The organism is Litorisediminivivens sp. KMU-197 (assembly GCF_056858395.1).
Map to the genome: position 1 here is coordinate 20,697 of NZ_JBXEQG010000013.1, position 23,501 is coordinate 44,197.

Annotated in this window: 16 protein-coding genes; 9 read left to right on the forward strand and 7 right to left on the reverse strand. The window is 65.4% G+C overall.

The window, feature by feature from the left end; all coding sequences use genetic code 11:
• Nucleotides 1-381 precede the first annotated feature (381 nt).
• Both AC04PT_RS18285 and AC04PT_RS18290 read right to left on the reverse strand, forming a co-directional pair.
• On the reverse strand, nucleotides 382-1,467 hold the full coding sequence (locus AC04PT_RS18285; RefSeq protein WP_482875223.1) for an AAA family ATPase: 1,086 nt from the start codon (nucleotides 1,465-1,467) through the stop codon (nucleotides 382-384).
• A gap of 327 nt (nucleotides 1,468-1,794) precedes the next feature.
• The gene (locus tag AC04PT_RS18290) at nucleotides 1,795-4,317 is read right to left on the reverse strand and encodes an adenosylcobalamin-dependent ribonucleoside-diphosphate reductase (RefSeq protein ID WP_482875224.1); all 2,523 of its coding nucleotides are present in this window, start codon (nucleotides 4,315-4,317) and stop codon (nucleotides 1,795-1,797) included.
• 114 nt (nucleotides 4,318-4,431) lie between these two features.
• Here AC04PT_RS18290 and AC04PT_RS18295 point away from each other — a divergent pair, with 114 nt between their 5' ends.
• Nucleotides 4,432-4,863: a DUF1489 family protein gene (locus tag AC04PT_RS18295; RefSeq protein WP_482875225.1), complete on the forward strand. Its 432-nt coding sequence runs from the start codon at nucleotides 4,432-4,434 to the stop codon at nucleotides 4,861-4,863.
• Between the two features lie 118 nt (nucleotides 4,864-4,981).
• Here AC04PT_RS18295 and hisG read toward each other — a convergent pair whose 3' ends face one another.
• Genes hisG through hisS form a run of 3 tightly spaced genes read right to left on the reverse strand, consistent with a single transcriptional unit; the run spans nucleotide 4,982 to nucleotide 8,237 of the window.
• Nucleotides 4,982-5,680: an ATP phosphoribosyltransferase gene (gene hisG / locus AC04PT_RS18300; RefSeq protein WP_482875226.1), complete on the reverse strand. Its 699-nt coding sequence runs from the start codon at nucleotides 5,678-5,680 to the stop codon at nucleotides 4,982-4,984.
• Nucleotides 5,680-6,768 (reverse strand): ATP phosphoribosyltransferase regulatory subunit, encoded by a 1,089-nt coding sequence (locus tag AC04PT_RS18305; RefSeq protein WP_482875227.1) that lies wholly within the window; start codon nucleotides 6,766-6,768, stop codon nucleotides 5,680-5,682. The genes hisG and AC04PT_RS18305 overlap by 1 nt, the downstream gene beginning before the upstream one ends.
• Nucleotides 6,765-8,237, reverse strand: a complete 1,473-nt coding sequence (hisS, locus tag AC04PT_RS18310; protein WP_482875228.1) for a histidine--tRNA ligase — start codon at nucleotides 8,235-8,237, stop codon at nucleotides 6,765-6,767. The genes AC04PT_RS18305 and hisS overlap by 4 nt, the downstream gene beginning before the upstream one ends.
• Before the next feature lie 141 nt (nucleotides 8,238-8,378).
• On the opposite strand from hisS, the gene AC04PT_RS18315 reads away from it, so the two are divergent.
• Both AC04PT_RS18315 and AC04PT_RS18320 read left to right on the forward strand, forming a co-directional pair.
• Nucleotides 8,379-8,573: a SlyX family protein gene (locus AC04PT_RS18315; RefSeq protein WP_482875273.1), complete on the forward strand. Its 195-nt coding sequence runs from the start codon at nucleotides 8,379-8,381 to the stop codon at nucleotides 8,571-8,573.
• 95 nt (nucleotides 8,574-8,668) lie between these two features.
• Nucleotides 8,669-9,733 carry a Hint domain-containing protein gene (locus AC04PT_RS18320; protein WP_482875229.1) on the forward strand — a complete coding sequence of 355 codons (1,065 nt, stop codon included), beginning with the start codon at nucleotides 8,669-8,671 and terminating at the stop codon, nucleotides 9,731-9,733.
• A 141-nt stretch (nucleotides 9,734-9,874) separates the two neighbouring features.
• Here AC04PT_RS18320 and AC04PT_RS18325 read toward each other — a convergent pair whose 3' ends face one another.
• Complete coding sequence (locus AC04PT_RS18325) at nucleotides 9,875-11,563, reverse strand: acyl-CoA dehydrogenase family protein (RefSeq protein WP_482875274.1); 1,689 nt, start codon at nucleotides 11,561-11,563, stop codon at nucleotides 9,875-9,877.
• 148 nt (nucleotides 11,564-11,711) lie between these two features.
• On the opposite strand from AC04PT_RS18325, the gene AC04PT_RS18330 reads away from it, so the two are divergent.
• Nucleotides 11,712-12,479 carry a sulfite exporter TauE/SafE family protein gene (locus tag AC04PT_RS18330; RefSeq protein ID WP_482875230.1) on the forward strand — a complete coding sequence of 256 codons (768 nt, stop codon included), beginning with the start codon at nucleotides 11,712-11,714 and terminating at the stop codon, nucleotides 12,477-12,479.
• A 31-nt stretch (nucleotides 12,480-12,510) separates the two neighbouring features.
• Here AC04PT_RS18330 and dnaE read toward each other — a convergent pair whose 3' ends face one another.
• The gene (dnaE, locus tag AC04PT_RS18335) at nucleotides 12,511-16,011 is read right to left on the reverse strand and encodes a DNA polymerase III subunit alpha (protein WP_482875231.1); all 3,501 of its coding nucleotides are present in this window, start codon (nucleotides 16,009-16,011) and stop codon (nucleotides 12,511-12,513) included.
• 48 nt (nucleotides 16,012-16,059) lie between these two features.
• Here dnaE and AC04PT_RS18340 point away from each other — a divergent pair, with 48 nt between their 5' ends.
• From AC04PT_RS18340 to AC04PT_RS18360, 5 genes are all read left to right on the forward strand, one after another.
• Nucleotides 16,060-16,983: a glutaminase gene (locus AC04PT_RS18340; protein WP_482875232.1), complete on the forward strand. Its 924-nt coding sequence runs from the start codon at nucleotides 16,060-16,062 to the stop codon at nucleotides 16,981-16,983.
• 173 nt (nucleotides 16,984-17,156) lie between these two features.
• Complete coding sequence (gene xdhA, locus AC04PT_RS18345) at nucleotides 17,157-18,545, forward strand: xanthine dehydrogenase small subunit (RefSeq protein WP_482875233.1); 1,389 nt, start codon at nucleotides 17,157-17,159, stop codon at nucleotides 18,543-18,545.
• Complete coding sequence (gene xdhB, locus AC04PT_RS18350) at nucleotides 18,542-20,983, forward strand: xanthine dehydrogenase molybdopterin binding subunit (RefSeq protein WP_482875234.1); 2,442 nt, start codon at nucleotides 18,542-18,544, stop codon at nucleotides 20,981-20,983. Before xdhA ends, xdhB begins: the two co-directional genes overlap by 4 nt.
• The gene (xdhC, locus tag AC04PT_RS18355; RefSeq protein ID WP_482875235.1) at nucleotides 20,976-21,911 is read left to right on the forward strand and encodes a xanthine dehydrogenase accessory protein XdhC; all 936 of its coding nucleotides are present in this window, start codon (nucleotides 20,976-20,978) and stop codon (nucleotides 21,909-21,911) included. The genes xdhB and xdhC overlap by 8 nt, the downstream gene beginning before the upstream one ends.
• Nucleotides 21,908-23,431: an ABC transporter ATP-binding protein gene (locus AC04PT_RS18360; RefSeq protein WP_482875236.1), complete on the forward strand. Its 1,524-nt coding sequence runs from the start codon at nucleotides 21,908-21,910 to the stop codon at nucleotides 23,429-23,431. The genes xdhC and AC04PT_RS18360 overlap by 4 nt, the downstream gene beginning before the upstream one ends.
• Nucleotides 23,432-23,501 lie beyond the last annotated feature (70 nt).

Below are 23,501 nucleotides of genomic sequence, written 5' to 3' on the forward strand. Positions count from 1 at the left end.
GCCCGTCAGGTTAGTAACCTTGCACCCGCAGCGAATGTCCGGAATCCGCCCGGTCTTCAGTGTCGGTCGGAGGCGCGGGGAATCGCGGCGATCTGGCTCCCGGAGTGTCACCTACGTTTTATCGATACACTAAGCCGTTGTTAGGCCCGCTCTATCTCGGAGTAGTGGCTCCCCAATCCTCTAGAACCTGCGCAATGAATAAGACGTCCGAGGGTGTTATACCGTGGATGGCAACATAGGGTCCACGGAGATCCAATGACGGATTTATTCGGACCTGTAGGGCCTTCGAAATCTTGCGGAGAGCTGAGTTTGGACCGTGCAGCGTCAAGTGCAAAGGCATTTTCCCGCCAGCGCCTTGGCGCTCTTCGGGCACCGCGGGCATCAATGCAGCACCGGCCTCTGCGCCAGTAGTTCAGCGTTCTCTAACATGCGGCTGACAGTCCGTAGGCTCGGCTGGCGACCGCCCGAAACCGTCAGTTGGATAGCATCTGAAACAGCATCGATTGCCACTCGCGACAGCCCCCGTTTCCCGCCCTGTGTTTCGACAAAGCCCCGCAACTGCGATCTTGTCAGCTCTGGCAGATCGAGCGCGACGCAGCGACTGAGCAATGGCGCAGGCAATCCCCGGCGCCTGTTGGCCGTCATGACCCAGTTGACCCAAGACATGTCGAACCGGACTTGAAAGTAGGGACACTCCCAGGTTGCGGCCGTCATTCGCTCCAGGAGCGGCAGCAACGCATCGGTCAGAGTATGGCGCGATCCCTGAGCCGACTGAACATTTCCGGCCTTCTCCAGTTCATCAATGATCACGATTGGCCCGGCGTGCCGTTCCCGTAGCGCAGTCTGCATCAGCTTTCCCGGGTTCGCGGTGCTCCAGCCACGTTGCGACCCGACCAGGGAGAACGCCGCAGGCTCTCCGGTGGCATCGATGGACGTGGTAGGTACGTCGAGATGATGCGCGAGACGTCGTGCCCAGAAGCTCTTGCCAATACCGGGCGACCCGACCAGCACAAGCGGATGAAACCTCAGGCCCGGCAATCCATCGCGGGCAGACGCCTTCAGACCGTTCCAGACGACTTCCGTCGCCGGAGCCATCCATGGCATCTCTTCGTGGAGTGCCGCCGCAATTTCGTCCGCTTCATGTTCGGTCATGATCCGTGCGACGGGCAACCCGTCTCGCAGCGGGGTAAGCATCACCTCATTACGTTGCGGCAGATGCCCCGCTCCGCTCTGACTGCGCAAACGCTCGCGATACCGCACGGCGCGACGCTTGATCTTTGCGGTATCGGCGGCAGTGATCAAGGCACGAAAGTTCTCGGCTTTCAGCCCTTCTGATTTGCGGTGATTCAGCTCCATACGGATTTCGCGCAGCTTCTGTGTAAACCGGTTCTGGAGTTCAGACAGAAGCGGGATGTCGTCGAGCGGCCGCGCTGCGCAGAAGGGGATCTTGGTTGTGGCACCGGTCATGGTGGAGTCCTTTCAAGACGCAGCGCTGGTGCTGCGGCAGTGCTTTCGGCCTGGTCAGGCCTGAAAGACGTGAGTTGAAAGGTTCCGGAACCATTGGAACATATAGTGAACAAACATCGATCAAGATCAAGCAGTCCATGGGTGCGAACCATCTCCAGGCCGCACCCAATCAACCAAGCTGAAGACGGAACGCAAGCCGTTGATTAAAAAGGGAATCTCCACAAACAGCGCGTCTGCTGGACATTTGATCTGCGTCGAGAGGTCAAAAAACAGTGCGAATGGACACTATTTCATGTGTCCGACAACTACTGCCGTGCCACCCGGGCGCTACCCGCACTTGCTGTATCCGCACGACCCGCAGGTCATGCAGCCTTCCACCATTCGCATTCCGAACTGGCCGCAGGACGTGCACGCCTTGCCACGCGTTCCTCCGCCTGCGGCCTCCAGCCCCACGACCTGGGCCGTTGGGTCCGCCTTCAGGCCCATGCCTTCGCCCTCGAGGAAGCCGGTCGCGATCATGTGGCGCTCGATCACGCCGCCGATGGCCGCGAGGATCGACGGGATGTACTTGCCCTGCACCCACGCGCCGCCGCGCGGATCGAACACCGCCTTGAGCTCCTCCACGACAAAGGACACGTCGCCGCCCCGCCGGAACACGGCCGAGATCATCCGTGTCAGGGCAACCGTCCAGGCGAAATGCTCCATGTTCTTGGAGTTGATGAAGACCTCGAAAGGCCGCCGCCGTCCGCCGACGACGATGTCATTGATCGTCAGATAGATGGCATGTTCGCTGTCCGGCCACTTCAGCTTGTAGGTATTGCCGTCGAGGTGTTCGGGCCGGTCGAGCGGCTCGGACATGTAGACCACGTCGCCATGCGGCTGGAGCGGTTCGGCGTCGGGGGTGGCGGTGACTTCGGGGGCGGTGTCTGATACACCGAACATGAGCCATCCTGCGGGGACCTTCAGCTTTCTCGCGAAACTCTCGGCGTGAGCCTTCGTCAGGTCACGGTGCCCGTTGAGGAAGCGGCTCACGTAAGTGCGCTCGATCCCCATCGCATCCGCGAGTTCTGAAGGCTTTGCATAGCCTTGGTTCTCCATGGCCCAGCGCAGCCGGTCGGCGGCCCGGTCCAGTTTCGGAAGCGCAGTTTCCTTTTCCTCCGCCACGCTCAACACCGACCCCGTCACCTCGTTCGGCCGATAGGTGGTGCAGCCCTTGCACCCCGTCTCATAGGCCTGCATGTAGACGTCCTTGAACGCCTCGAAGGAAATATCCTCCGGGCAGTTGATCGTCTTCGAGATCGACGAATCCACCCATTTCTGCGCCGCGGCCTGCATCTTCACATGCTCGGACGGCTGCAGCACCTGCGCATTGACAAAATACTCCGGCAACTCCGCGTCGCCCTTCATGTCGCGCCACATCTGCACCGCGTAGTCGACGACCTCCTCCTCGGTCCGCGTGCCGTCCTTCTGCAATACCTTGCGGGTGTAGCGATAGGCGAACACCGGCTCGATCCCCGACGACACGTTGCCGGCATAGAGCGAGATCGTCCCGGTGGGCGCGATCGAGGTCAGCAGCGCGTTGCGAATGCCATGCTCCGCAATCGCCCCACGCACATCGTCGTCCATCTGCCGCATGTTGCCGCTGGCGAGGAACTTCTCGGCATCGAACAGCGGAAACGCGCCCTTTTCCTTGGCCAGTTCGACCGAGGCCAGATAGGCCGCCCGCGCGATCCGCTTCAGCCAGCGTTCGGTCTGCGCGGCAGCCTCGTCCGAACCGTACCGCAGCCCCTTCATCAGCAGCGCATCGGCCAGCCCGGTGACACCCAGCCCGATCCGCCGCTTGGCCCGGGCCTCCGCCGCCTGCGCCTCGAGCGGGAAGTTCGAGGCATCGACCACGTTGTCCATCATCCGCACGGCGGTGGCGACCAGCCCGTCCAGCGCGTCCTCATCGATATGCGCGGCGTCCGAGAACGGATCGCTGACCAGCCGCGCCAGGTTGATCGACCCCAGCAGGCAGGCTCCGTACGGCGGCAGGGGCTGCTCGCCACAGGGGTTGGTGGCGGCAATTGTTTCGACATAGTTCAGATTGTTGGCGGCATTGATCCGGTCGATGAAGATTACCCCCGGCTCGGCGTATTCGTAGGTCGCCTTCATGATCCGGTTCCAAAGGTCACGTGCCTGCACGGTGTGATAGACCTTGCCGTCGAACTGCAGGTCCCACGGCCCGTCGGCCTTGACCGCGGCCATGAAGTCATCGGTCACCAGCACCGACATGTTGAACATGCGCAGCCGTGCGGCATCCTGCTTGGCGCCGATGAAGGCCTCGATGTCCGGATGGTCGCAGCGCATGGTGGCCATCATCGCGCCGCGGCGCGAGCCCGCCGACATGATCGTCCGGCACATCGCGTCCCAGACATCCATGAAGCTCAGCGGCCCGGAGGCGTCCGCCGCCACGCCCGACACCGCCGCGCCCTTGGGCCGGATGGTCGAGAAGTCGTAGCCGATCCCGCCCCCCTGCTGCATGGTCAGTGCCGCCTCGCGCAGCTGGTCGAAGATGCCGCCCATGCTGTCGGGCACCGTGCCCATGACGAAACAGTTGAACAGCGTCACCGCCCGCGCCGTCCCGGCCCCGGCGGTGATCCGCCCGGCAGGCAGGAACCTGAAATCTTCCAGCGCCGCGTAGAACCGCTCTTCCCAGACCTCGGGATTCGCCTCGACCCGCGCCATGTCACGGGCGATGCGCCGCCAGGTGTCTTCCACGGACAGGTCGACGGGGGTTCCGTCCGCCTGCTTGAAACGGTATTTCATGTCCCATATCTGCTCGGCGATGGGGGCTGCAAAACGGGTCATGGCGCGATTCCCTTGAATTGAGGACGCCCACTATACCCGATGGACGGACCCACAACAACTTGAAGCTCGGCCCGTCCGGCCTACAATATAGTCTACTGGGGAGCGCATGTCGGCATGACCAATCACATCAACCTGATCAAGCTCTGCGTTGGCACTGAAACCCCGGATGATCTGGCCCGCTGGCAAACCCAGCGGCGCAAGCAACTGCCGGACAACCTGCCGCGGCACGTCACCCGCATGTGGCCGAAACGGGCCGAGGAGATCCTCTCGGGCGGCTCGCTTTACTGGGTGTTCAAAGGCAATTGCCTCGCCCGCCAGCGCATCCTGCGGCTTGACGAGGTCATTGGTCAGGATGGCATCCCCCGCTGCGGCATCGTGCTCGACCCGCAGATCATCCGCACCACCCCCATGCCCCGCCGCCCGTTCCAGGGCTGGCGCTACCTCAAACCCGAGGACGCCCCCGCCGACCTTTCGGCCCGCGCCCAGCGTGAAGAACCCCTGCCCGCCGGCCTCAACGCGGCGCTGGCGGAAATCGGTGTGCTCTGAGAGACTGGCCTCTTCTCTGGTTCGAAATTATCCCGGGGGTCCGGGGGGCAGCGCCCCCAGCGCCTGCGTGGCGTGAACGCAGACCTGCCTGCGCGGCGCAGCCGCACCGCCAGAAGACCTAGCCGTCCAGACCGAGCGTGCCCAGCAGGGCCTCCAGAGTTCGCCGCTCTTCCGGTGCCATCGCGTTGCGTCGCGTTCGGAACAGCGTCGCCTGCGACTTCAGCACCAACCCATCGCCGAGGATCTTGAGGTGGTTCGCCCGCAGCGTTTCCCCGGTCGAGGTGATGTCGGCGATCGCCTCTGCCGTCAGGTTCTTGACCGTACCCTCGGTCGCGCCCTGGCTGTCGACAAGCTGGTAATCCGCCACTCCGGCCTCGCGCAGGAACTCGCGCACCAGCCGGTGATACTTGGTCGCGATCCGCAGGCGGAAGCCATGCGCCAGCCGGAAGGCGGCGGCGCAGGCGTCGAGATCGTCCAGCGTGTCGACATCGACCCAGCAAGCCGGCACCGCGATGATCAGGTCGGCATGGCCAAAGCCCAGCTCGGCCAAAGGCTCCACCTGCCGGTCCCAGATCGGCAGCTTTTCGTGCACCAGATCGGTCCCGGTCACGCCCAGATGAATGCGCCCCGCAGCCAGCTCGCGCGGGATCTCTCCCGCCGACAGCAGCACCAGTTCGACACCCTCGACCCCGGAGACAGCACCGGCATATTCCCGGTCCGATCCGGTGCGCTCCAGCGTAATGCCGCGCGCGCCGAACCAGTCGAAGGTCTTCTCCATCAGCCGTCCCTTTGACGGCACGCCCAGCTTGATCGCCATCACCGGCCCTCCCGCAACTGCAAGACCAGGCCGGGGCGGATCACCCCGCCCACAGCCGGGATGCTGCGCCCGCCACCCAACGCCGCTGTCAGCGCGTCATAGCGCCCGCCCAGGGCCACCGGAGGCAGGTCGGGCCGGCCCTCGGCATAAAGACCGAAGACGAAGCCGTCGTAGTACTCCATCGAAGTCCGCCCGTAGCTGCCTTCGAATTCCAGCCCGTCCACGTCGATCCCCCGTGCCGCCAGCGCGTCGCATCGCGCCGCCAACCGGTCCACCGCGTGCTGCACCCAAGGCAGATCGACGGCGATGTCACGCAGATGCTCCAGCGCGAACGGCAAGGTCTCGCGCACCGCCAGCATCGCCTCGATCAGGTCCACCTGTGCCGCGGACACCGGCGCCATCGCCGCCTCTTCGCGCAGGTTGTCGATCCGCGCCTGAACTTCGCGGGACGAGCGCAGCCCGATCTGGGGCCCGGCCTGAGCCATCGGGTCCTCGGCCTTCAGCAGCCGCTTGCGGCTGGCCGGCACCGGCACGCGGCCCGCAAAACGCTCCAGCAGCGCCCGAAACTTCTTGGGCCGCCAGATATGTCGCAAGAGCGCCGCCTTGCGCTTGTCGGAGGTCTCCAGCCCCTGCACCGCCGCCTTCAGCAGACCGATATCCCCGGTCGCGGCGCGCAGCTTCAGATCGCCCAGCGCGCCCGAAATGCGCACGAAGACATCCGCCTCGGTCTTGGCGGGCTCGGCCCGGTCAAAGACCTCGTAGCCGGTCTGGTGATACTCGCTGTCGCGCTCCGGATCCTCTTCCTGACGCCGGAACACCTCGCCCGCGTAGGTGTAGCGCGCAGGCTCCGCGCCATGCGCCATGTGCATCTGCACCACCGGCACCGTGAAGTCCGGCCGCATCATCAGTTCCCCGCGCAGCGGGTCCTGCGTAACATAGGCCCGGCCGCGAATATCCTCGCCATAGAGGTCAAGCAGCGTTTCCGCCGGTTGCAGCACCGGGGTCTGGACCACCTGCGCGCCCGAGCCCGCAAACACCCCCCGCAGCCGCAGCGCCTCGGCAATGACCTCCGAACGATCCGGCCTCATGCCTTGGCCTTCAGAATGTCCGACACCTTGGCAACCAGTTCGTCACGTGGCACCTCGAACTGCGAGGGCCGTTCCTTCCACTCTTCCAGTGTCGCATTCTCGGCGATCTGCGCGCCCAGCACGAGGTCCTTGATCTGCACCACGCCGCGTTCAAATTCTTCGGTGCCGGCGATCACCGCCACCGGGCTGCCGCGTTTGTCGGCGTACTTCAACTGGTTGCCGAAGTTCTTCGGGTTGCCGAGGTAGACCTCGGCCCGGACGCCCGCACCGCGCAGGTCCGCCACCATCGACTGGTAATCAGCCATTCGGTCGCGGTCCATCACCGTCACCACCACGGGGCCTTGCGCCTGCGATGCAACCCGCCCTTTTTCGCGCAGCGCCGCCAACAGCCGGTCGACGCCGATGCTTACGCCGGTCGCCGGCACCGCCTGCCCGGTGAAGCGCTTGACGAGATCGTCGTAGCGACCGCCGCCCGCGACCGAGCCGAACTGCCGCGGCCGCCCCTTCTCGTCGGTGATCTCGAAGGTCAGCTCCGCCTCGAACACCGGCCCGGTGTAGTAACCGAGGCCGCGCACGACGGAGGGGTCGATCTCGATCCGGTCCGATCCATAGCCCTGCGCCGCCAGCAGCGCCGCGATTTCTTCCAGTTCGGCCACGCCCTCGGCGCCGATGGCGCTCTCGCCCACCGCCTCGCGCAGGTTGGCGAGGGTCGCCTCGGCATCCGCACCCTTCGACGTCAGGAACGCCAACACCGGTTCGGCCTGCGTCTCGCTCAGCCCGACCCCGTCGATATAGGCACCCGAGGCATCCAGCCGCCCCTTGCCCAGCAACTCACGCACCCCTGCCTCGCCGACCTTGTCGAACTTGTCGATGGTGCGCAGAACGGCGGCCTGCTGGCCCGCGTCCGCCACACCCATCGCTTCCAGCACGCCGTTCAGCACCTTGCGATTGTTCACCCGCACCACATAGTCACCGAGCGCGATCCCCACCGCCTCGAGCGTGTCCGAGAGCATCGCGCAGATCTCGGCATCCGCCGCCACCGAGGGCGCGCCCACGGTATCCGCATCGCACTGGTAAAATTGCCGGAACCGCCCCGGCCCCGGCTTCTCATTGCGCCAGACCGGCCCCATGGCATAGCGGCGATAGGGCGTCGGCAGATCGTTGCGGTGCTGGGCGTAGACCCGCGCCAGCGGCGCCGTCAGGTCGTAGCGCAGCGCCAGCCAGTCCTTGTCTTCCTCCTGCCAGGCAAAAACGCCTTCGTTCGGGCGGTCCACATCAGGCAGGAACTTGCCCAGCGCCTCGACCGTCTCGACGGCGGAGGATTCCAGAGCGTCGAAGCCATAGCGGTGATAGACCCCGGCGATCACCTGCAGCATCTCGGCCCGCTCGGTGACCTCATGCCCGAAATAGTCGCGGAAGCCCTTCGGCGTGACGGCCTTGGGGCGGGGCTGTTTCTTCTGCTTGGCCATGTCCGGCTCCGGCTGGTGCGTGTCGCGCGGACGTGTAGCCGGAAGGCCGCGCAGGGGCAAGCCGGGTCGCCCCGGGGCTTTTGTACAAAACCGTTGTACAAGCGCCCCTTTTGTACGAAACACGGCCCCATGACAGACCCGATGCAAGCCCTTGAGGAACGCCTCGCCCATCTCACCCGCATGGTCGAGGACCTGTCCGACGTCATCGCCCGCCAGGACGCCGACATCGGCCGCCTGAAACATCGTGTCCAACGGCTGATGGAGCGCGAGGCCGAGCGGCAGGCGGAGCAGACCGGCGGCATCGTGCTGGGTGACGAGCGGCCGCCGCATTACTGAGTGCTGGCAGATTTGCAACGGCGACGCGCGACCCAGCGGCAGCAGAGATTTCATTCCGCGATTTTTCCTGCTAAGTCTTTCGCAATAAAAAGAAGATGAGGCAGGATCAGGCAATGGAAGCGGGCTATCGCGGCACGTTTGTCATCGCATGGTCGCAGGTAGAGATCGACGGGTTCGACGCCGCAGAGCTGTCGGCCCTGAGGGTCGGCGCGACATGGCGCTGGCGGGGCGAGGCGCTTTGCGTCGACGGGCCCACGGACGTCCTGCGATTGAGCGGAGCAGACGGAGACGAGGACATGCGGCGCCGGGCGGCGCGCAAGGTGTCACGCATGGTGGGCGCGGCGCTGCCGACCGCACCTGTAGAGCCCAAGGTCGCCATGGACGACAACTGCTTCGTGGTCTCCGATGGCATCCGCAGCTACACCGTCACGCTGATTGCGGCGCACCCGGGAACGCGGCCCCTGCTGATGTTCACCGGCAACCTGCCCCCGCGCGAAACCGACATGTGGCTGATCGACCTGACCTTCGAAGCCCCGGCCTCGGGCAGCGACGACGACCCCGGCGTGATCTGCTTCACTCCCGGCACGATGATCGACACCCCGGACGGTGAGCGGCCGGTCGAGGACCTGCGGGAAGGCGACAGGGTCCTGACCCGCGACAACGGCCCGCAAGAGGTGCTCTGGACCGGCGCGCGGCGCATGTCGGGCGCCCGGCTTCACGCCATGCCCGAACTGCGCCCGGTGCGCATCTTCGCCCATACCTTCGGTCCGGACCGGCCCGAGACCTCGTTCCTTGTGTCCCCGCACCACCGGCTGCTGCTGCAAGGGGCCGAGATAAACGCGCTGTTCAATACGCCGGAGGTGCTGGTCCGCGCCAAGGACCTCACGGATACGCGCTGCGCCCAGACCGATCTGACCGTCCGCGAGGTGACCTATGTGCACCTGCTGCTGCGGCGGCACGAAATCATCACCGCCAACGGGCTTGATACCGAAAGCTTTCATCCGGCCAGCGCCGCACTGTCGACACTGGACGCTGGCGACCGCGAACGGTTGACCTCGGGCCTGCCGGATGTGACGGGCAACCCGATGGCCTACGGCCCGTATGCCCGGCGCAATCTGACCACGAGCGAAAGCGCCTTGCTGCACCACCGCGCCGCTTGATGGGCGTTGCCGTCCCTCGGCTGACCCGATACCAGATGGTGCTGGGCCGGCCAAGGTTGCCGTGGGGCACGTTTCAGCAGGCTTGCGGCGAGAGGCCCCGGATCAGGTCCGGGGCGCGATCACCTGCGCGATGACCGGCGCTCAGGCCAACAGGCGCCGTGCGATGACCTGCGCCTGAATCTCGGCCGCGCCTTCGAAGATGTTCAGGATCCGCGCATCGCAGAGGATCCGCGAAATGGTGTATTCCAGCGCGAAGCCGTTGCCGCCGTGAATCTGCAACCCGTTGTCCGCTGCCGCCCAGGCGACACGCGCACCCAGCAGCTTGGCCATCCCTGCCTCGAGGTCGCAGCGCCGGCCCTCGTCCTTCTCGCGCGCCGAGAAATAGGTCAGTTGCCGCGCAACCATGATTTCGACCGCCATCATCGCCAGTTTGCCGGCGACGCGAGGGAAATGGATGATCGACTTGCCGAACTGCTTGCGGTCCATCGCGTATTGCAGCGACACGTCGAGCGCCGATTGCGCCACGCCGATGGCGCGGGCGGCGGTCTGAATGCGGGCGCTCTCGAAGGTCTCCATCAGCTGCTTGAAGCCCTTGCCCTCTTCGCCGCCGAGAAGGTTCTCGCCCTCGACGTGGAAATCGTCGAAGCCGAGTTCGTATTCCTTCATGCCGCGATAGCCCAGCACCTCGATCTCGCCGCCGGTCATGCCCTCGGTGGGAAACGGCGCCTCGTCTGTGCCCGGCGTCTTCTCGGCCAGGAACATGCTGAGGCCCTTGTAGTCACTGGTCTCGGGGTCGGTCCGCGCCAGCAGGGTCATCACGTGGGTCCGTGCCGCATGGGTGATCCAGGTCTTGTTGCCGGTCACCTTGTAGTCGCCGTTCGCATCCTTGACCGCGCGGGTGCGCAGGCTTCCAAGGTCGGAGCCAGTGTTGGGCTCGGTAAAGACCGCAGTCGGCAGTTTCTCGGCCGAGGCCAGCGCGGGCAGCCACTTCTGCTTCTGCTCATCGGTGCCGCCGGCGAGGATCAGTTCGGCGGCAATCTCGGACCGGGTGCCAAGCGAACCGACGCCGATATAGCCGCGCGACAATTCCTCCGAGACCACGCACATTGAGGCTTTGCTGAGCCCGAAGCCGCCGTATTCCTCGGGGATCGTCAGCCCGAAGACCCCCATTTCGGCCAATTCCTCGATCACCTCCATCGGGATCAGTTCATCCTTCAGATGCCATTCGTGGGCATGCGGGATGACCTTTTCGACGGCATAGCGGCGGAATTGCTCGCGGATCATTTCGAGCTCTTCGTCGAGACCGGACGCGCCGAACATCGTCGCGCCATGCTGCGCCTGCATCAGTTCGACCAGCCTGACCCGCGCGGCGGTGGAGTTGCCTCGGGTCAGCAGCGTCTCAATCTCGGGCGTATCGAGGACCTTGAGTTCCTGCGATGCGACGCCGAAGTCGCGGGGCCGAACGATTTCGCCCTGGTTCATGGGGATGCCGCCGCGGATCTGCGCAAGGTATTCACCAAAGGCGATCTGGTGGATCAATTGCTCAAGCTCACCGAACCGACCCTCGGCCTGCTGACGCTCGGCCCAGCCCTGCATTTGTCTAAGCGATTCCAGATAGGTGGCCAGCCAGGCCAAGCCATGGGCGGCGTCCTGGTTGACCTCGACCTCGGCAGCCGAAACCCTTCCGTCGCGGACGACGAGGTCGCGCAGATGGCTTCGGGCGTGATCAAAGATCGACTCGACCGGGGCAATCGCCGCATTGGTCAGTGCAAGAAGATCGGGCAGCAGCACGGGCGCCTCCATGAATTGATCCTGTCCGTCATGCGCCATTTCTACGCCCTCCATCATCGATCCTGCACCTGCATAAAGCCTTCGCAGTTGCAGCGCAACAAAAATGCGCTCAGCGCCGGAAACCGTACCGAAAATTACGCGTGCGATTTGAAATGCACCCCCGGTTTCAGTGTGCTAGGCGCAGCCCATGGAGAGCCTCGGCACCGAATTCACCCTGTCCATTCTGCTTGCCAGCGCTGCGGTCGGACTGTTTGCAGGTATCGTGAAAGGCATGGTGGGCTTCGCCATGCCCATGATCATGATATCCCTATTGGGCATGTTCCTGCCGCCGAACGTAGCACTGGCGGGTCTGATCCTGCCGACCCTTGTGACAAACGGGGTTCAGGCGTTGCGCCAAGGCGCAGGGGCCGCGTGGCAGGCGGTGATCCAGTTCCGCGTCTACCTGATCGCGGCCGGAGTGATGCTGGTGGCCTCGGCGCAGCTATACGTGTTTCTGCCAGTGTGGGTACTGTTTCTGTCCATCGGCCTGCCGGTGACGGCGTTCAGCCTGATGCAACTGCTGGGACTGCGTTTCCAGCTTGCACGGCAGAGCACACCGGTCGAAGTCGCCTTGGGCGGGGTATCGGGTTTCATCGGGGGGCTGTCGGGCGTCTGGGGCCCGCCGCTGGTGGCCTACCTGACGGCGCTTCATACCGAGAAGCGGATGCAGATGCGCACCCAGGGCGTGGCCTTCGCGCTGGGCTCGGTCCTGCTGCTTCTGGCACACGGCGGCAGCGGCGTGGTGCGGAGTGAGACGCTGTGGTTCTCGGCGTTATTGTGCGTTCCGGCGCTGGCGGGGATGTGGCTGGGTGGGCTCGTGCAGGACCGGATCGACCAGGAAACCTTTCGGCGCGCCACGCTCGTGGTGCTGCTGCTGGCGGGGTTGAACCTGATGCGGCGAGCCCTCCTGGCGTAAGGCAAGATGGGTGGAGACCACCCAACGCCGTCTAGACTTCCTCAACCGCCATCACGCCCGGCAGCGATTTCAGCGCGCCCTTGATTTCCGGCGTTACCGGGTATTCGGCGCCGGTATCGATCTCGACCTCGCCGGGCAGCGCGGGGTCCATGAGGTAGAGCAGGATCGGCCCGCGGCCGGCCCGCTGCACCTTCTCCGCCGCCTCCGCGAGGATTGTCGCCACCGAGGGGATCGCATCGGGCATCTCGACGAAGACCTTCAGTCCCGTCGATCCCGCGTCCGCCACCGCCACGTCGATCGGCGCCACCGAGCGGCCCAGCAGCTTGAGCTGATCGCTCTCCATCGTGGCCTCGACGGTGACCACGACCTTTGCGCCGGTCTCGAGGTGTTCGCGACTCTTCTCGAGCGTCTCGGAAAACAGCGTGACCTCGTAAGCGCCGGTGGTGTCGGAAAGCTGGCAGAAGGCGAAACGGTTGCCGCGCGCCGACTTGCGCTCCTGCCGCCCGGCGACGACACCGGCCAGCTTGGCGACGCAGGGCGAGCGTTCGGCCTTGGCCATGACCTCGTCCAGCGTGAGCACGTCCTTGCGCTTGAGCGGCGCCATGTAATCGTCGAGCGGATGGCCCGAGAGGTAGAAGCCCACCGCCTTGAACTCTTCCGCCAGCCTTTCGGCGGGCAGCCAGTCGTTGACCGGCGCGAGGCGCGGTTCGGGCAGATCTTCGCCCGCCTCGCCGAACAGCGACACCTGGTTCGAATTCTTCTGATCGTGCACCGCTGCCGAATAGTTCACCAGCGCGTCGAGCGATTCGAACACCCGACGGCGGTTGCTGTCGAGTTGATCGAAGGCGCCGGAGCGGGCCAGCATCTCCAGCGGCCGCTTGCCGACACGCTTCAAGTCGACCCGGCGGGCAAGGTCGTAGAGCGTGGCGAAAGGCTTGTCACCGCGACCATCGACCACCAACTTCATGGCTTCCAGACCCACGTTCTTGAGCGCACCCAACGCGTAAACCAGCGCACCGTCAACCACGTTGAAGGACGCCTGAGAGCGGTTCACGCAGGGCGGCACCCATGGCAGGTTCAGGCCCTTCTTCACCTCTTCGAAATACACCGCCAGCTTGTCGGTCAGGTGGATATCGCAGTTCATCACCCCGGCCATGAACTCGACCGGGTGGTTCGCCTTCAGCCATGCGGTCTGGTAGCTGACCACCGCATAGGCCGCCGCGTGCGACTTGTTGAAACCGTAGTTGGCGAATTTCTCCAGCAGGTCGAAGACCTCGGTGGCCTTCTTCTTCTCGACGCCATTCTCGGCCGCGCCCCTTTCGAACTTGGGGCGCTCGGCGTCCATCGCCTCCTTGATCTTCTTGCCCATGGCGCGGCGCAGCAGGTCGGCGCCGCCAAGCGAATAACCCGCCATGACCTGCGCGATCTGCATCACCTGTTCCTGATAGACGATGATGCCTTGCGTCTCTTCGAGGAAGTGGTCGATCAGGGGATGCACGCTGGTGATCTCGCGCAGGCCGTTCTTGACCTCGCAATAGACTGGGATGTTCTCCATCGGGCCGGGGCGGTAGAGCGCCACCAGCGCCACTATGTCCTCGATGCAGGTGGGCTTCATGCGCTTCAGCGCGTCCATCATGCCCGAGCTTTCCACCTGGAAGACGGCGACGGTCTTTGCGGCGGCGTAGAGCTTGTAGGTCGCCTCGTCATCCAGCGGGATGGCGTTGATCTGGTTTTCGGCACCCTCGGCGGGTTCATAGAGCTCGGTGCCCGAGGCGGAGACATGCAGCGGACGACCCGACTTGAAGATCAGATCCATCGCGTTCTGGATCACGGTCAGGGTCTTAAGTCCAAGAAAGTCGAACTTCACCAGCCCGGCCTGTTCGACCCATTTCATGTTGAATTGGGTGGCCGGCATGTCCGAGCGCGGATCCTGGTAGAGTGGCACCAGCGCATCCAAGGGCCGGTCGCCGATGACCACCCCAGCGGCGTGGGTCGAGGCATTCCGGAGCAGCCCCTCGACCTGCTGGCCGTAGGTAAGCAGCCGGTCCACGACCTCTTCGTTCTTCGCCTCTTCCTTGAGGCGGGGCTCGTCCCGCAGCGCCTTCTCGATGCTGACCGGCTTCACCCCCTCCACCGGGATCATCTTTGACAGTCGGTCGACCTGCATGTAGGGCATCTGAAGTACGCGCCCGATGTCGCGCACCGCTGCTTTGGACAGCAGCGCGCCGAAGGTGATGATCTGGCCCACCTTGTCACGGCCGTACTTCTCTTGCACGTATCGGATCACCTCTTCCCGGCGGTCCATGCAGAAGTCGATATCGAAGTCGGGCATCGACACCCGTTCGGGATTGAGGAACCGTTCGAACAGCAGGCTGTAGCGCAGCGGATCGAGGTCGGTGATGGTCAGCGCATAGGCGACGAGGCTGCCCGCGCCCGACCCCCGCCCCGGCCCCACCGGAATGTCATTGTCCTTGGCCCACTGGATGAAGTCGGCGACGATCAGGAAGTAGCCGGGAAAGCCCATGCCCTCGATGATGCCCAGCTCGAAATCCAGCCGCGCCTGATAGTCCTCGACCGGCACCGCATGCGGGATCACCGCCAGCCGCTTTTGCAGGCCTTCGTTGGCGATGCGCCGCAGTTCCGCCACCTCGTCGTCGGCGAATTTCGGCAGGATCGGGTCGCGGCGATAGCAGCCGAAGGCGCAGCGCTGCGCGATCTCGACGGTGTTTTCCAGCGCTTCGGGCAGGTCGGCAAAGAGCGTCGCCATTTCCTGCGGCGACTTGAAGTAATGCTCGCGCGTGAGCATCCGGCGCGGGTCCTGCTGGTCGACGTAAGCGCCCTCGGCGATGCAGATCAGCGCATCGTGGGCCTCGTACATTTCCGGTTTCGGGAAATAGACGTCGTTGGTGGCCACAAGCGGCAAGTCCATGGCATAGGCCATCTCGACGAAGCCCCGTTCCGAGCGCGCCTCGGACTCGGGCAGGCCACCCTCGCCGGGGTGGCGTTGCAACTCGACATAGAGCCGATCGCCGTAGATCGCCTTCAGCCGATCCATCAGCGCCTGCGCCGCCGGGCGCTGACCGCGCTGCAACAGCCGTCCCACCGGCCCGTCCGGTCCGCCCGAAAGGCAGATCAGGCCGTCGGAATAGCGCTCCAACTCGTCCAGCGTCACTTGTGGCAGCTGACCGCCCTTGTCGACGTACAGGCAGGTGTTGAGCTTCATAAGATGCTCGTAGCCGCGTTCGTTCTGCGCCAGCAGCACCACGGCAGCGGGCGCCACCGGCTTGTCGCCGGGCTGGAGATCGACATAGGCGACATCGACCTGGCAGCCCATGATCGGCTGGATGCCCGCGCCCTGCGCACCGACCGAAAACTCCAGCGCACAGAACAGGTTGTTGCTGTCGGTCACCGCCACGGCCGGCATGCCCATGTCGGCGCACAGCCCCGGCAGCTTCTTCAGCCGCATGGCGCCTTCCAGCAGGGAATATTCGGTATGGGTGCGGAGGTGGATGAATCGGGGGGTGCTGCTCATGGCACCACAGTATGTGGACACGGACGGCAATTGAAGTAGCTTCGATGCATGACCGAACTGGACCGCCTGCCCGATTTCCTGAACACCCTCGATGCCGAACTGCGCGCCGAGGGCGACTGGGGCAAGGTGGCCGGCTACATCCCGCAACTGGCCGAGGTCGACCCGGCGCAATTCGCCATCTCGGTGGCACTGGCCGACGGACGGCTGATGCACGCCGGACAGTACGATCAGCGGTTTTCGATCCAGTCGATCTCCAAGGTGTTTTCGCTGGCCTGCGTGCTGTCGCGCTTCGGTGAAAGCATCTGGCACCGCGTCGGCCGCGAACCTTCAGGCGACCGTTTCGATTCCATCCTGCTGCTCGAGCAGGAGGAAGGCCGTCCGCGCAATCCGTTCATCAACGCCGGCGCGCTGGTCACCACCGACGAATTGCTCGCCGGCCGCGCCCCGAAAGAGGCTCTGTCCGAGATCATCGGCTTCATGCGCGCCAGCGCCGGCGACGATGACATCCACATCGACCCGGAGACCGCCGCCTCGGAAAACGAGACCGGCCACCGCAACCGGGCGCTCGCGCATTACCTGAGAAGCTTCGACAACCTCAAGGAAGAGCCCGAGCTGGTGTTGGGCACCTATTTCCACCAGTGCGCCGTCGAGATGACCACTGACCAGCTTGCCCTCGCGGGCCGCGGCATCGCCGGCCTGCCAGATGCGCCGCTGCAACTGTCGCTGGTCAAGCGCCGGCGCATCGCCGCGCTGATGCTGACCTGCGGACATTACGACGGTTCCGGCGATTTCGCCTTTCGCACCGGGCTGCCCGGCAAGTCGGGCGTCGGCGGCGGCATCCTGCTGGCGGTGCCCGGCCGTGCCTCGGTGGCGATCTGGTCGCCCGGTCTGAACGCCTGGGGCAACAGCCAAGTCGGGACCGAGGCGGCCGAACGGCTGGCCCGCTTCACCGGCTGGTCGGTTTTCGGCTGAACCCGCCACTCCGTCGGGCGGGCGGGTCCGATTTTTCTGCACTGCGGCCAAGGAAAAGCTTGCAAGCCCCGGACGGCGCTTCCTAATCTGTCCCCGACAAGCACGCAGGTTTTCTACGCCGCATCGAGGGCCTGCAATCGCGTGCGCATGGTAGAGCGGCAGGTTCACATCTCATGGACATAGGCTTTCTTCTCAACGGAGAACCGGTCCGGATCCGCCTTGAAAATCCCACCCGGACCCTGCTCGACTGGCTGCGCGAGGATCGCGGCCTCACCGCCACCAAGGAGGGCTGCAACGAAGGCGATTGCGGTGCCTGCACGGTGATGGTGCAGGACGAAAGCGGCATTCGCGCGCTCAACGCCTGCATCCTGTTCCTGCCGCAACTCGAAGGCAAGGCGGTCCGCACGGTCGAAGGCATCAGGGGCGACGACGGCGGCATGCACCCGGTCCAGCGCGCCATGGTGGAGCATCACGGCTCGCAATGCGGCTTCTGCACGCCCGGCTTCATCGCCTCGATGGCGGTGGCGCATGCCAACGGCCAGACCGATCACGACGACCGACTGGCCGGCAATCTTTGCCGCTGCACCGGCTACGCTCCGATCATCCGCGCCGCGAAGGCCAGCGAAGGCGTGCCGGTCCCGCAGTGGGTGGCCTCTGATGCTTCTTCTGGCGAAAAATATCCCGGGGGGAGCGAAGCGGGGGGCAGCGCCCCCCTCCTCCCCCGATCCTCGGACGAACTGGCCGAGCTTTACGCCGCCGATCCCGACGCCACGCTGATCGCCGGCGCCACCGACGTCGGCCTCTGGGTCACCAAGCAGTTGCGCCACCTCGACCGCCCGATCTTCCTCCACAATGTCCGCGACCTAGCCGAGATCGAGGACTGGGGCGATACGCTGAAGATCGGCGCCAACGTCACCATCGCCCGGCTCTGGCCGCTGATGGCCGACCTCTACCCGAGCTTCGGCGAAGTCCTGCGCCGCTATGGCAGCGTGCAGGTGCGCGAAGCCGCCACACTGGGCGGCAACATCGCCAACGGCTCGCCCATCGGGGACAGCCCGCCGGTGCTGATCGCGCTGGGTGCCCGCCTGCATCTGCGCCGTGGCAACACCCGCCGCGACATCGCGCTGGAGGATTTCTTCATCGACTACGGCAAGCAGGACCGCCAACAAGGTGAGTTCGTCGAGGCGGTCACGGTGCCGAAACACCGGACCGGCCTGCGCTGTTACAAGCTGTCGAAACGCTTCGATCAGGATATTTCCGCCGTTCTGGGGGCTTTCGACATCACCGTCGAAGGGGGCAAGGTCACCCGGGCCCGCGCCGCGTTTGGCGGCATGGCCGGCACGCCGAAACGCGCCACGGCGCTTGAGCAGGCGCTTACCGGTCAGGAGTGGTCCGAGGACAGCGTGCAAACCGCTGCCGCGGCACTGGAGAAGGATTTCACGCCGATGACCGACATGCGCGCCTCTGCCGCGTATCGCATGGCGGCGGCACGGAACATGCTGCTGCGCTATTTCCACGAAATGAACGGCACCCCGGTGTCGGTGCTAGAGGTGCAGCCATGAGCGTCGCCAAGCCCCTTCCGCATGACGCCGGCGCTCTGCATGTGACCGGCGCGGCGCGCTATGTCGACGATATCCCGACGCCGCGTGGCACCCTCAGCCTTGCCTTCGGCCTGAGCCAGATCGCCAAGGGACGGATCACCGCGATGGACCTGTCGGAGGTGCGAGAGGCTGAAGGCGTCGTCGCCGTCCTGACCGCCGAAGACCTGCCTTTCGCCAACGACGTCTCGCCGTCGATCCACGACGAGCCGCTGCTCAGCGACGGCAGCATCCACTACCTTGGCCAGCCGCTGTTCCTCGTGGTCGCCGACAGCCACCTGAACGCCCGCAAGGCGGCGCGTCTGGGCCTGATCGAGACCGAGGAGGAGACCGCCCTTCTGACCATCGAACAGGCGCTCGAAGCTGACAGTCGGTTCGAGGACGGTCCGCGGATCTATGCCAAGGGCGATGCCGCCAAGGCCATCGCGGAGGCTAAGCAGCGGCTGAAGGGCTCGCTCACCATGGGCGGGCAAGAGCACTTCTACCTTGAAGGCCAGGCGGCGCTGGCGCTGCCGCAGGACAATGGCGACATGCTGGTGCATTCCTCCACCCAGCACCCGACCGAGATCCAGCACAAGGTGGCCGAGGCGATCGGCGTGCCGATGCACGGCGTCCGCGTGGAAACCCGGCGCATGGGCGGCGGTTTCGGAGGCAAGGAAAGCCAGGGCAATGCGCTGGCCGTGGCCTGCGCGGTTGCGGCACGGCTGACCGGCAAGCCCTGCAAGATGCGCTATGACCGCGATGACGACATGATCATCACCGGCAAGCGGCACGACTTTCGCATCGATTATGAGGTAGGGTTCGACGATCGAGGCCGCATCGCCGGTGTCGACTTCGTGCAATACGCCCGCTGCGGCTGGGCGCAGGACCTGTCGCTGCCGGTGGCCGACCGCGCCATGCTGCACGCAGACAACGCCTACCTGCTGGAACATGCGCGGATTGAAAGCCATCGGCTGAAGACCAACACGCAAAGCGCCACCGCCTATCGCGGCTTCGGCGGCCCGCAGGGGATGCTGGGGATCGAGCGGGTGGTGGACCATATCGCGCACCATCTGGGTCTCGACCCGCTGGATGTGCGACGGGCCAATTATTACCACGCCCCCGCGAAGACCGGCCCCGGCACCGGCCGGCGCTACACCGGTGAGCACACGGGAAAGGGCGCACGCTACGCGGCCCCCGGCCCCGCCGCCGTGCCTGCCGAAGACCTTGCCTCGCGCGGGGCGGCGTCCAACGTGGCACCGCCGGACGTGCCAGAGCCGGCGCCGGGCGCGCAGACCACGCCCTATGGGATGGAAGTCACCGACTTCATCCTGCACGAGATGACCGACGCGCTGGCGGAAAAGGCCGACTACACCGCCCGCCGCGCGAAGGTGGCGGACTGGAACGCCGCGAACCCGATCCTCAAGCGCGGGCTGGCGCTGACGCCGGTGAAGTTCGGCATTTCCTTCACGCTGACCCATCTCAACCAGGCCGGGGCGCTGGTGCATGTCTACCAGGACGGCTCGGTCCACCTGAACCACGGTGGCACCGAGATGGGACAGGGGCTGTTCCAGAAGGTGGCGCAAGTCGCCGCCAGCCGTTTCGGACTGCCCATCGACGCCATAAAGATCACCGCCACCGACACCGCCAAGGTGCCCAACACCTCGGCAACGGCGGCGTCATCGGGATCGGACCTGAACGGCATGGCCGTCAAGGACGCCTGCGACAAGATCCGCGACCGGATCGCCGGGCACCTCGCCGAATTGCATCAGCAGCCGGTGGAGAATGTGTGTTTCGAGGACAGCGAGGTGCATGTCGGGGGCGATACCCTGAGCTTTGCCGAGGCCGCGAAATCGGCCTATGAGAACCGCATCAGCCTAAGCGCCACCGGCTTCTACAAGACGCCGGACGTGGCCTGGGACCGGATCAAGGGTCAGGGACGTCCGTTCTTTTATTTCGCCTATGGCGCGGCGATCACCGAATGCGTCATCGACACGCTGACCGGCGAGAACCGCATTCTGCGCACCGACATCCTGCACGATGCCGGGGCCTCGCTGAACCCGGCCATCGACGTTGGCCAGATCGAGGGCGGTTTCGTGCAGGGCGCGGGATGGCTGACGATGGAGGAACTGGTCTGGGACGACCGTGGCGCGCTCAGGACCCATGCGCCCTCGACCTACAAGATCCCCGCCTGCTCGGACAGGCCCGAGGTGTTCAACGTCGCGCTCTGGGACGATCAGAACCGGTCCGACACGATCTATCGCTCAAAGGCGGTGGGCGAGCCGCCGTTCATGCTGGGGATGTCGGCCTTCTTCGCGATCTCCGACGCCGTGGCGGCCTGCGGCGCGGGCTATCCGATGCTTGACGCTCCCGCCACGCCGGAGCGGATCCTGACCGCGATCCAGAGGCTGCGCGATGCTTGACCACGCCGCCCTTGCCGAAGCCATCGCTGAGCGAGGCCGCGTCGCCCGCGTGGTGATCGCCGATGTCGCGGGCTCTTCGCCGCGCGAGGCCGGAGCCGCGATGCTGGTCTGGAAGGACGGGCAAAGTGGCACCGTCGGTGGCGGTGCACTGGAGTTCGAGGCCGCCCGCGTGGCACGCGAGGCATTGCGGGAGGGAACGGCCTTCACGCTCAGCCGGCACCCGCTGGGTCCGGAGCTGGGGCAATGCTGCGGCGGCGCCGTGGTCCTGTTGACCGAGGTCTACGACGCTGAGCGGTTGGAGGCCGTGCCGGAAACGGGGGGCTATGCACGCGGCACGGGCGCCAAGCCGATGGCGGTCAAGCGTGCGGAAGCCACTGCGCGAAATGCAGGAACGCTGGTCACCGAGTTGCATGGGTCGTGGTTCATCGAACCCATCGCGCAACCTGCATTCGATCTGTGGATCTGGGGCGCGGGGCACGTCGGACGTGCATTGGTGGCGGTCCTGTCCCCGCTGCCGGACATGGCCATCACGTGGGTCGACACCGCACCGGGACGATTTCCGGCCGATCCCCCGGACGGTGTCACCTGCATCCCGGCGGCCCAGCCCGCCGCGCTCATGCCACATGCGCCAGCACGGGCGCACCACCTGATCCTGACCTACAGCCACGCGCTCGACCTGGAACTGTGCCATGCCGCGCTGACCCATGGATTCGCGAGCGCCGGACTGATCGGCTCGGCCACCAAGTGGGCGCGGTTCCGCAAGCGGTTGTCCGCGCTCGGCCACACTGATGCGCAAATCGCGCGCATTGTCTGCCCGATCGGGGACCCGGCGCTTGGAAAGCATCCGCAGGCAATTGCCGTGGGCGTCGCGGCGCGGTACCTGAAAGACATGCAGCGCCAGACTGCGACGAGGGAGATAAGCGCGTGAAAGACCGCCTTTTGCAGATCAAGGGCTTGACCAAGGCCTATCCCGGCGTGGTGGCCAATTCCGACGTGTCCTTTGACATCGGCAAGGGCGAGGTCCACGCGCTTCTGGGCGAGAACGGCGCCGGCAAGTCGACGCTGGTCAAGATGATCTATGGGCTGGTCACGCCCGACAGCGGATCGATGGTGCTGGACGACAAGCCCTTCGCACCCGCCGACCCCCACGCGGCGCGGGCGGCCGGTGTGGCGATGGTGTTCCAGCATTTTTCGCTGTTCGAGGCTTTGACGGTGGCCGAGAACGTCGCGCTCGGCATGGAGAACCCGCCGAAACCGCGCGATCTGGCGCGGCAGATCCGCGAGGTAAGCGAAACCTACGGGCTGCCGCTCGATCCGGGGCGGACGGTGGGCGGGCTGTCGGCGGGCGAACGCCAGAGGGTCGAGATCATTCGCTGCCTGTTGCAGAACCCGCGCCTGCTGATCATGGATGAGCCAACGTCGGTACTGACGCCGCAGGAGGTGGAAATCCTGTTTCAGACGCTCAGGAAGCTGTCGGCCGAGGGCACCGCGATCCTCTACATCTCGCACAAGCTGGAAGAGATCCGCAGCCTTTGCGAGACCGCGACGATCCTGCGGCTGGGCAAGTTGGTGGCGACCTGCGATCCGCGCGAGGCCTCGGCCCGGGAACTGGCCGAGATGATGGTGGGATCAAGCTTCGACGCGGTGCACCGTGAGGCCAAGGACCTGGGCGCGGTGCGGTTGCAGGTCTCGGGGCTTTCGGCGCGGTCGCCGGGCGAGTTCGGCACCTCGTTGAAGGAGGTATCGTTCGAGGTCCGCGCGGGCGAAGTGCTGGGCATCGGCGGTGTGGCGGGCAACGGGCAGGACGAACTGCTGGCAGCGCTTTCAGGCGAGATCGTGACAGCGCCGGGGATGGTGGAGTTCGACGGCACCCCGGTGGGCGCGCAGGGGCCAGAAGCGCGGCGCGCGGCGGGGCTGCTTTCGGCGCCGGAGGAGCGGCTGGGCCACGCGGCCGCGCCCGACATGAGCCTGACCGAGAACGCGGTACTTACGGCGGCAGGCCGCGAAGCGCTGATGAAAAACGGGTTTCTGAACTGGCCCAAGGCGACGGAATTTGCCGAGAAGGTGATCGAGGCTTTCGACGTGCGCACGCCCGGCGCGGGAACGGCGGCGCGGGCCTTGTCGGGCGGCAACCTGCAGAAGTTCGTCATCGGACGCGAGGTGATGCAGCGTCCGCAGGTGCTGGTGGTGAACCAGCCGACCTGGGGTGTGGACGCGGCGGCGGCAGCGGCGATCCGGCAGTCGCTTCTGAACCTCGCGGCGGAGGGGGCCGCGGTGGTGGTGATCAGCCAGGATCTGGACGAACTGATGGAAGTGGCGGACCGCTTCGGGGCGCTGAACGAGGGACGATTGTCCGAGATCAGGCCGGTGCAGGGCCTTACGGTCGAGCAGATCGGGCTGATGATGGGCGGCGCGCATGACATGGAGGTGGCGCATGTGGACGCATGACGCGGGCGGCTGGACGATTTCCTTGAAGGAAATCGGGCCGAAATCTTACAAAGATTTCGCGGCCTCGAGA

Excerpts from the sequence above, each read along its gene's own strand:
- hisS (WP_482875228.1), bottom strand. The coding sequence starts at position 8,237 with ATGGCCAAGCAGAAGAAACAGCCCCGCCCCAAGGCCGTCACGCCGAAG.
- AC04PT_RS18290 (WP_482875224.1), bottom strand. The coding sequence starts at position 4,317 with ATGACCCGTTTTGCAGCCCCCATCGCCGAGCAGATATGGGACATGAAA.
- AC04PT_RS18315 (WP_482875273.1), top strand. The coding sequence starts at position 8,379 with ATGCAAGCCCTTGAGGAACGCCTCGCCCATCTCACCCGCATGGTCGAG.
- AC04PT_RS18330 (WP_482875230.1), top strand. The coding sequence starts at position 11,712 with ATGGAGAGCCTCGGCACCGAATTCACCCTGTCCATTCTGCTTGCCAGC.
- dnaE (WP_482875231.1), bottom strand. The coding sequence starts at position 16,011 with ATGAGCAGCACCCCCCGATTCATCCACCTCCGCACCCATACCGAATAT.
- xdhC (WP_482875235.1), top strand. The coding sequence starts at position 20,976 with ATGCTTGACCACGCCGCCCTTGCCGAAGCCATCGCTGAGCGAGGCCGC.
- AC04PT_RS18340 (WP_482875232.1), top strand. The coding sequence starts at position 16,060 with ATGACCGAACTGGACCGCCTGCCCGATTTCCTGAACACCCTCGATGCC.
- AC04PT_RS18285 (WP_482875223.1), bottom strand. The coding sequence starts at position 1,467 with ATGACCGGTGCCACAACCAAGATCCCCTTCTGCGCAGCGCGGCCGCTC.
- AC04PT_RS18305 (WP_482875227.1), bottom strand. The coding sequence starts at position 6,768 with ATGAGGCCGGATCGTTCGGAGGTCATTGCCGAGGCGCTGCGGCTGCGG.
- AC04PT_RS18320 (WP_482875229.1), top strand. The coding sequence starts at position 8,669 with ATGAGGCAGGATCAGGCAATGGAAGCGGGCTATCGCGGCACGTTTGTC.
- hisG (WP_482875226.1), bottom strand. The coding sequence starts at position 5,680 with ATGGCGATCAAGCTGGGCGTGCCGTCAAAGGGACGGCTGATGGAGAAG.
- xdhB (WP_482875234.1), top strand. The coding sequence starts at position 18,542 with ATGAGCGTCGCCAAGCCCCTTCCGCATGACGCCGGCGCTCTGCATGTG.
- AC04PT_RS18325 (WP_482875274.1), bottom strand. The coding sequence starts at position 11,563 with ATGGCGCATGACGGACAGGATCAATTCATGGAGGCGCCCGTGCTGCTG.
- AC04PT_RS18295 (WP_482875225.1), top strand. The coding sequence starts at position 4,432 with ATGACCAATCACATCAACCTGATCAAGCTCTGCGTTGGCACTGAAACC.
- xdhA (WP_482875233.1), top strand. The coding sequence starts at position 17,157 with ATGGACATAGGCTTTCTTCTCAACGGAGAACCGGTCCGGATCCGCCTT.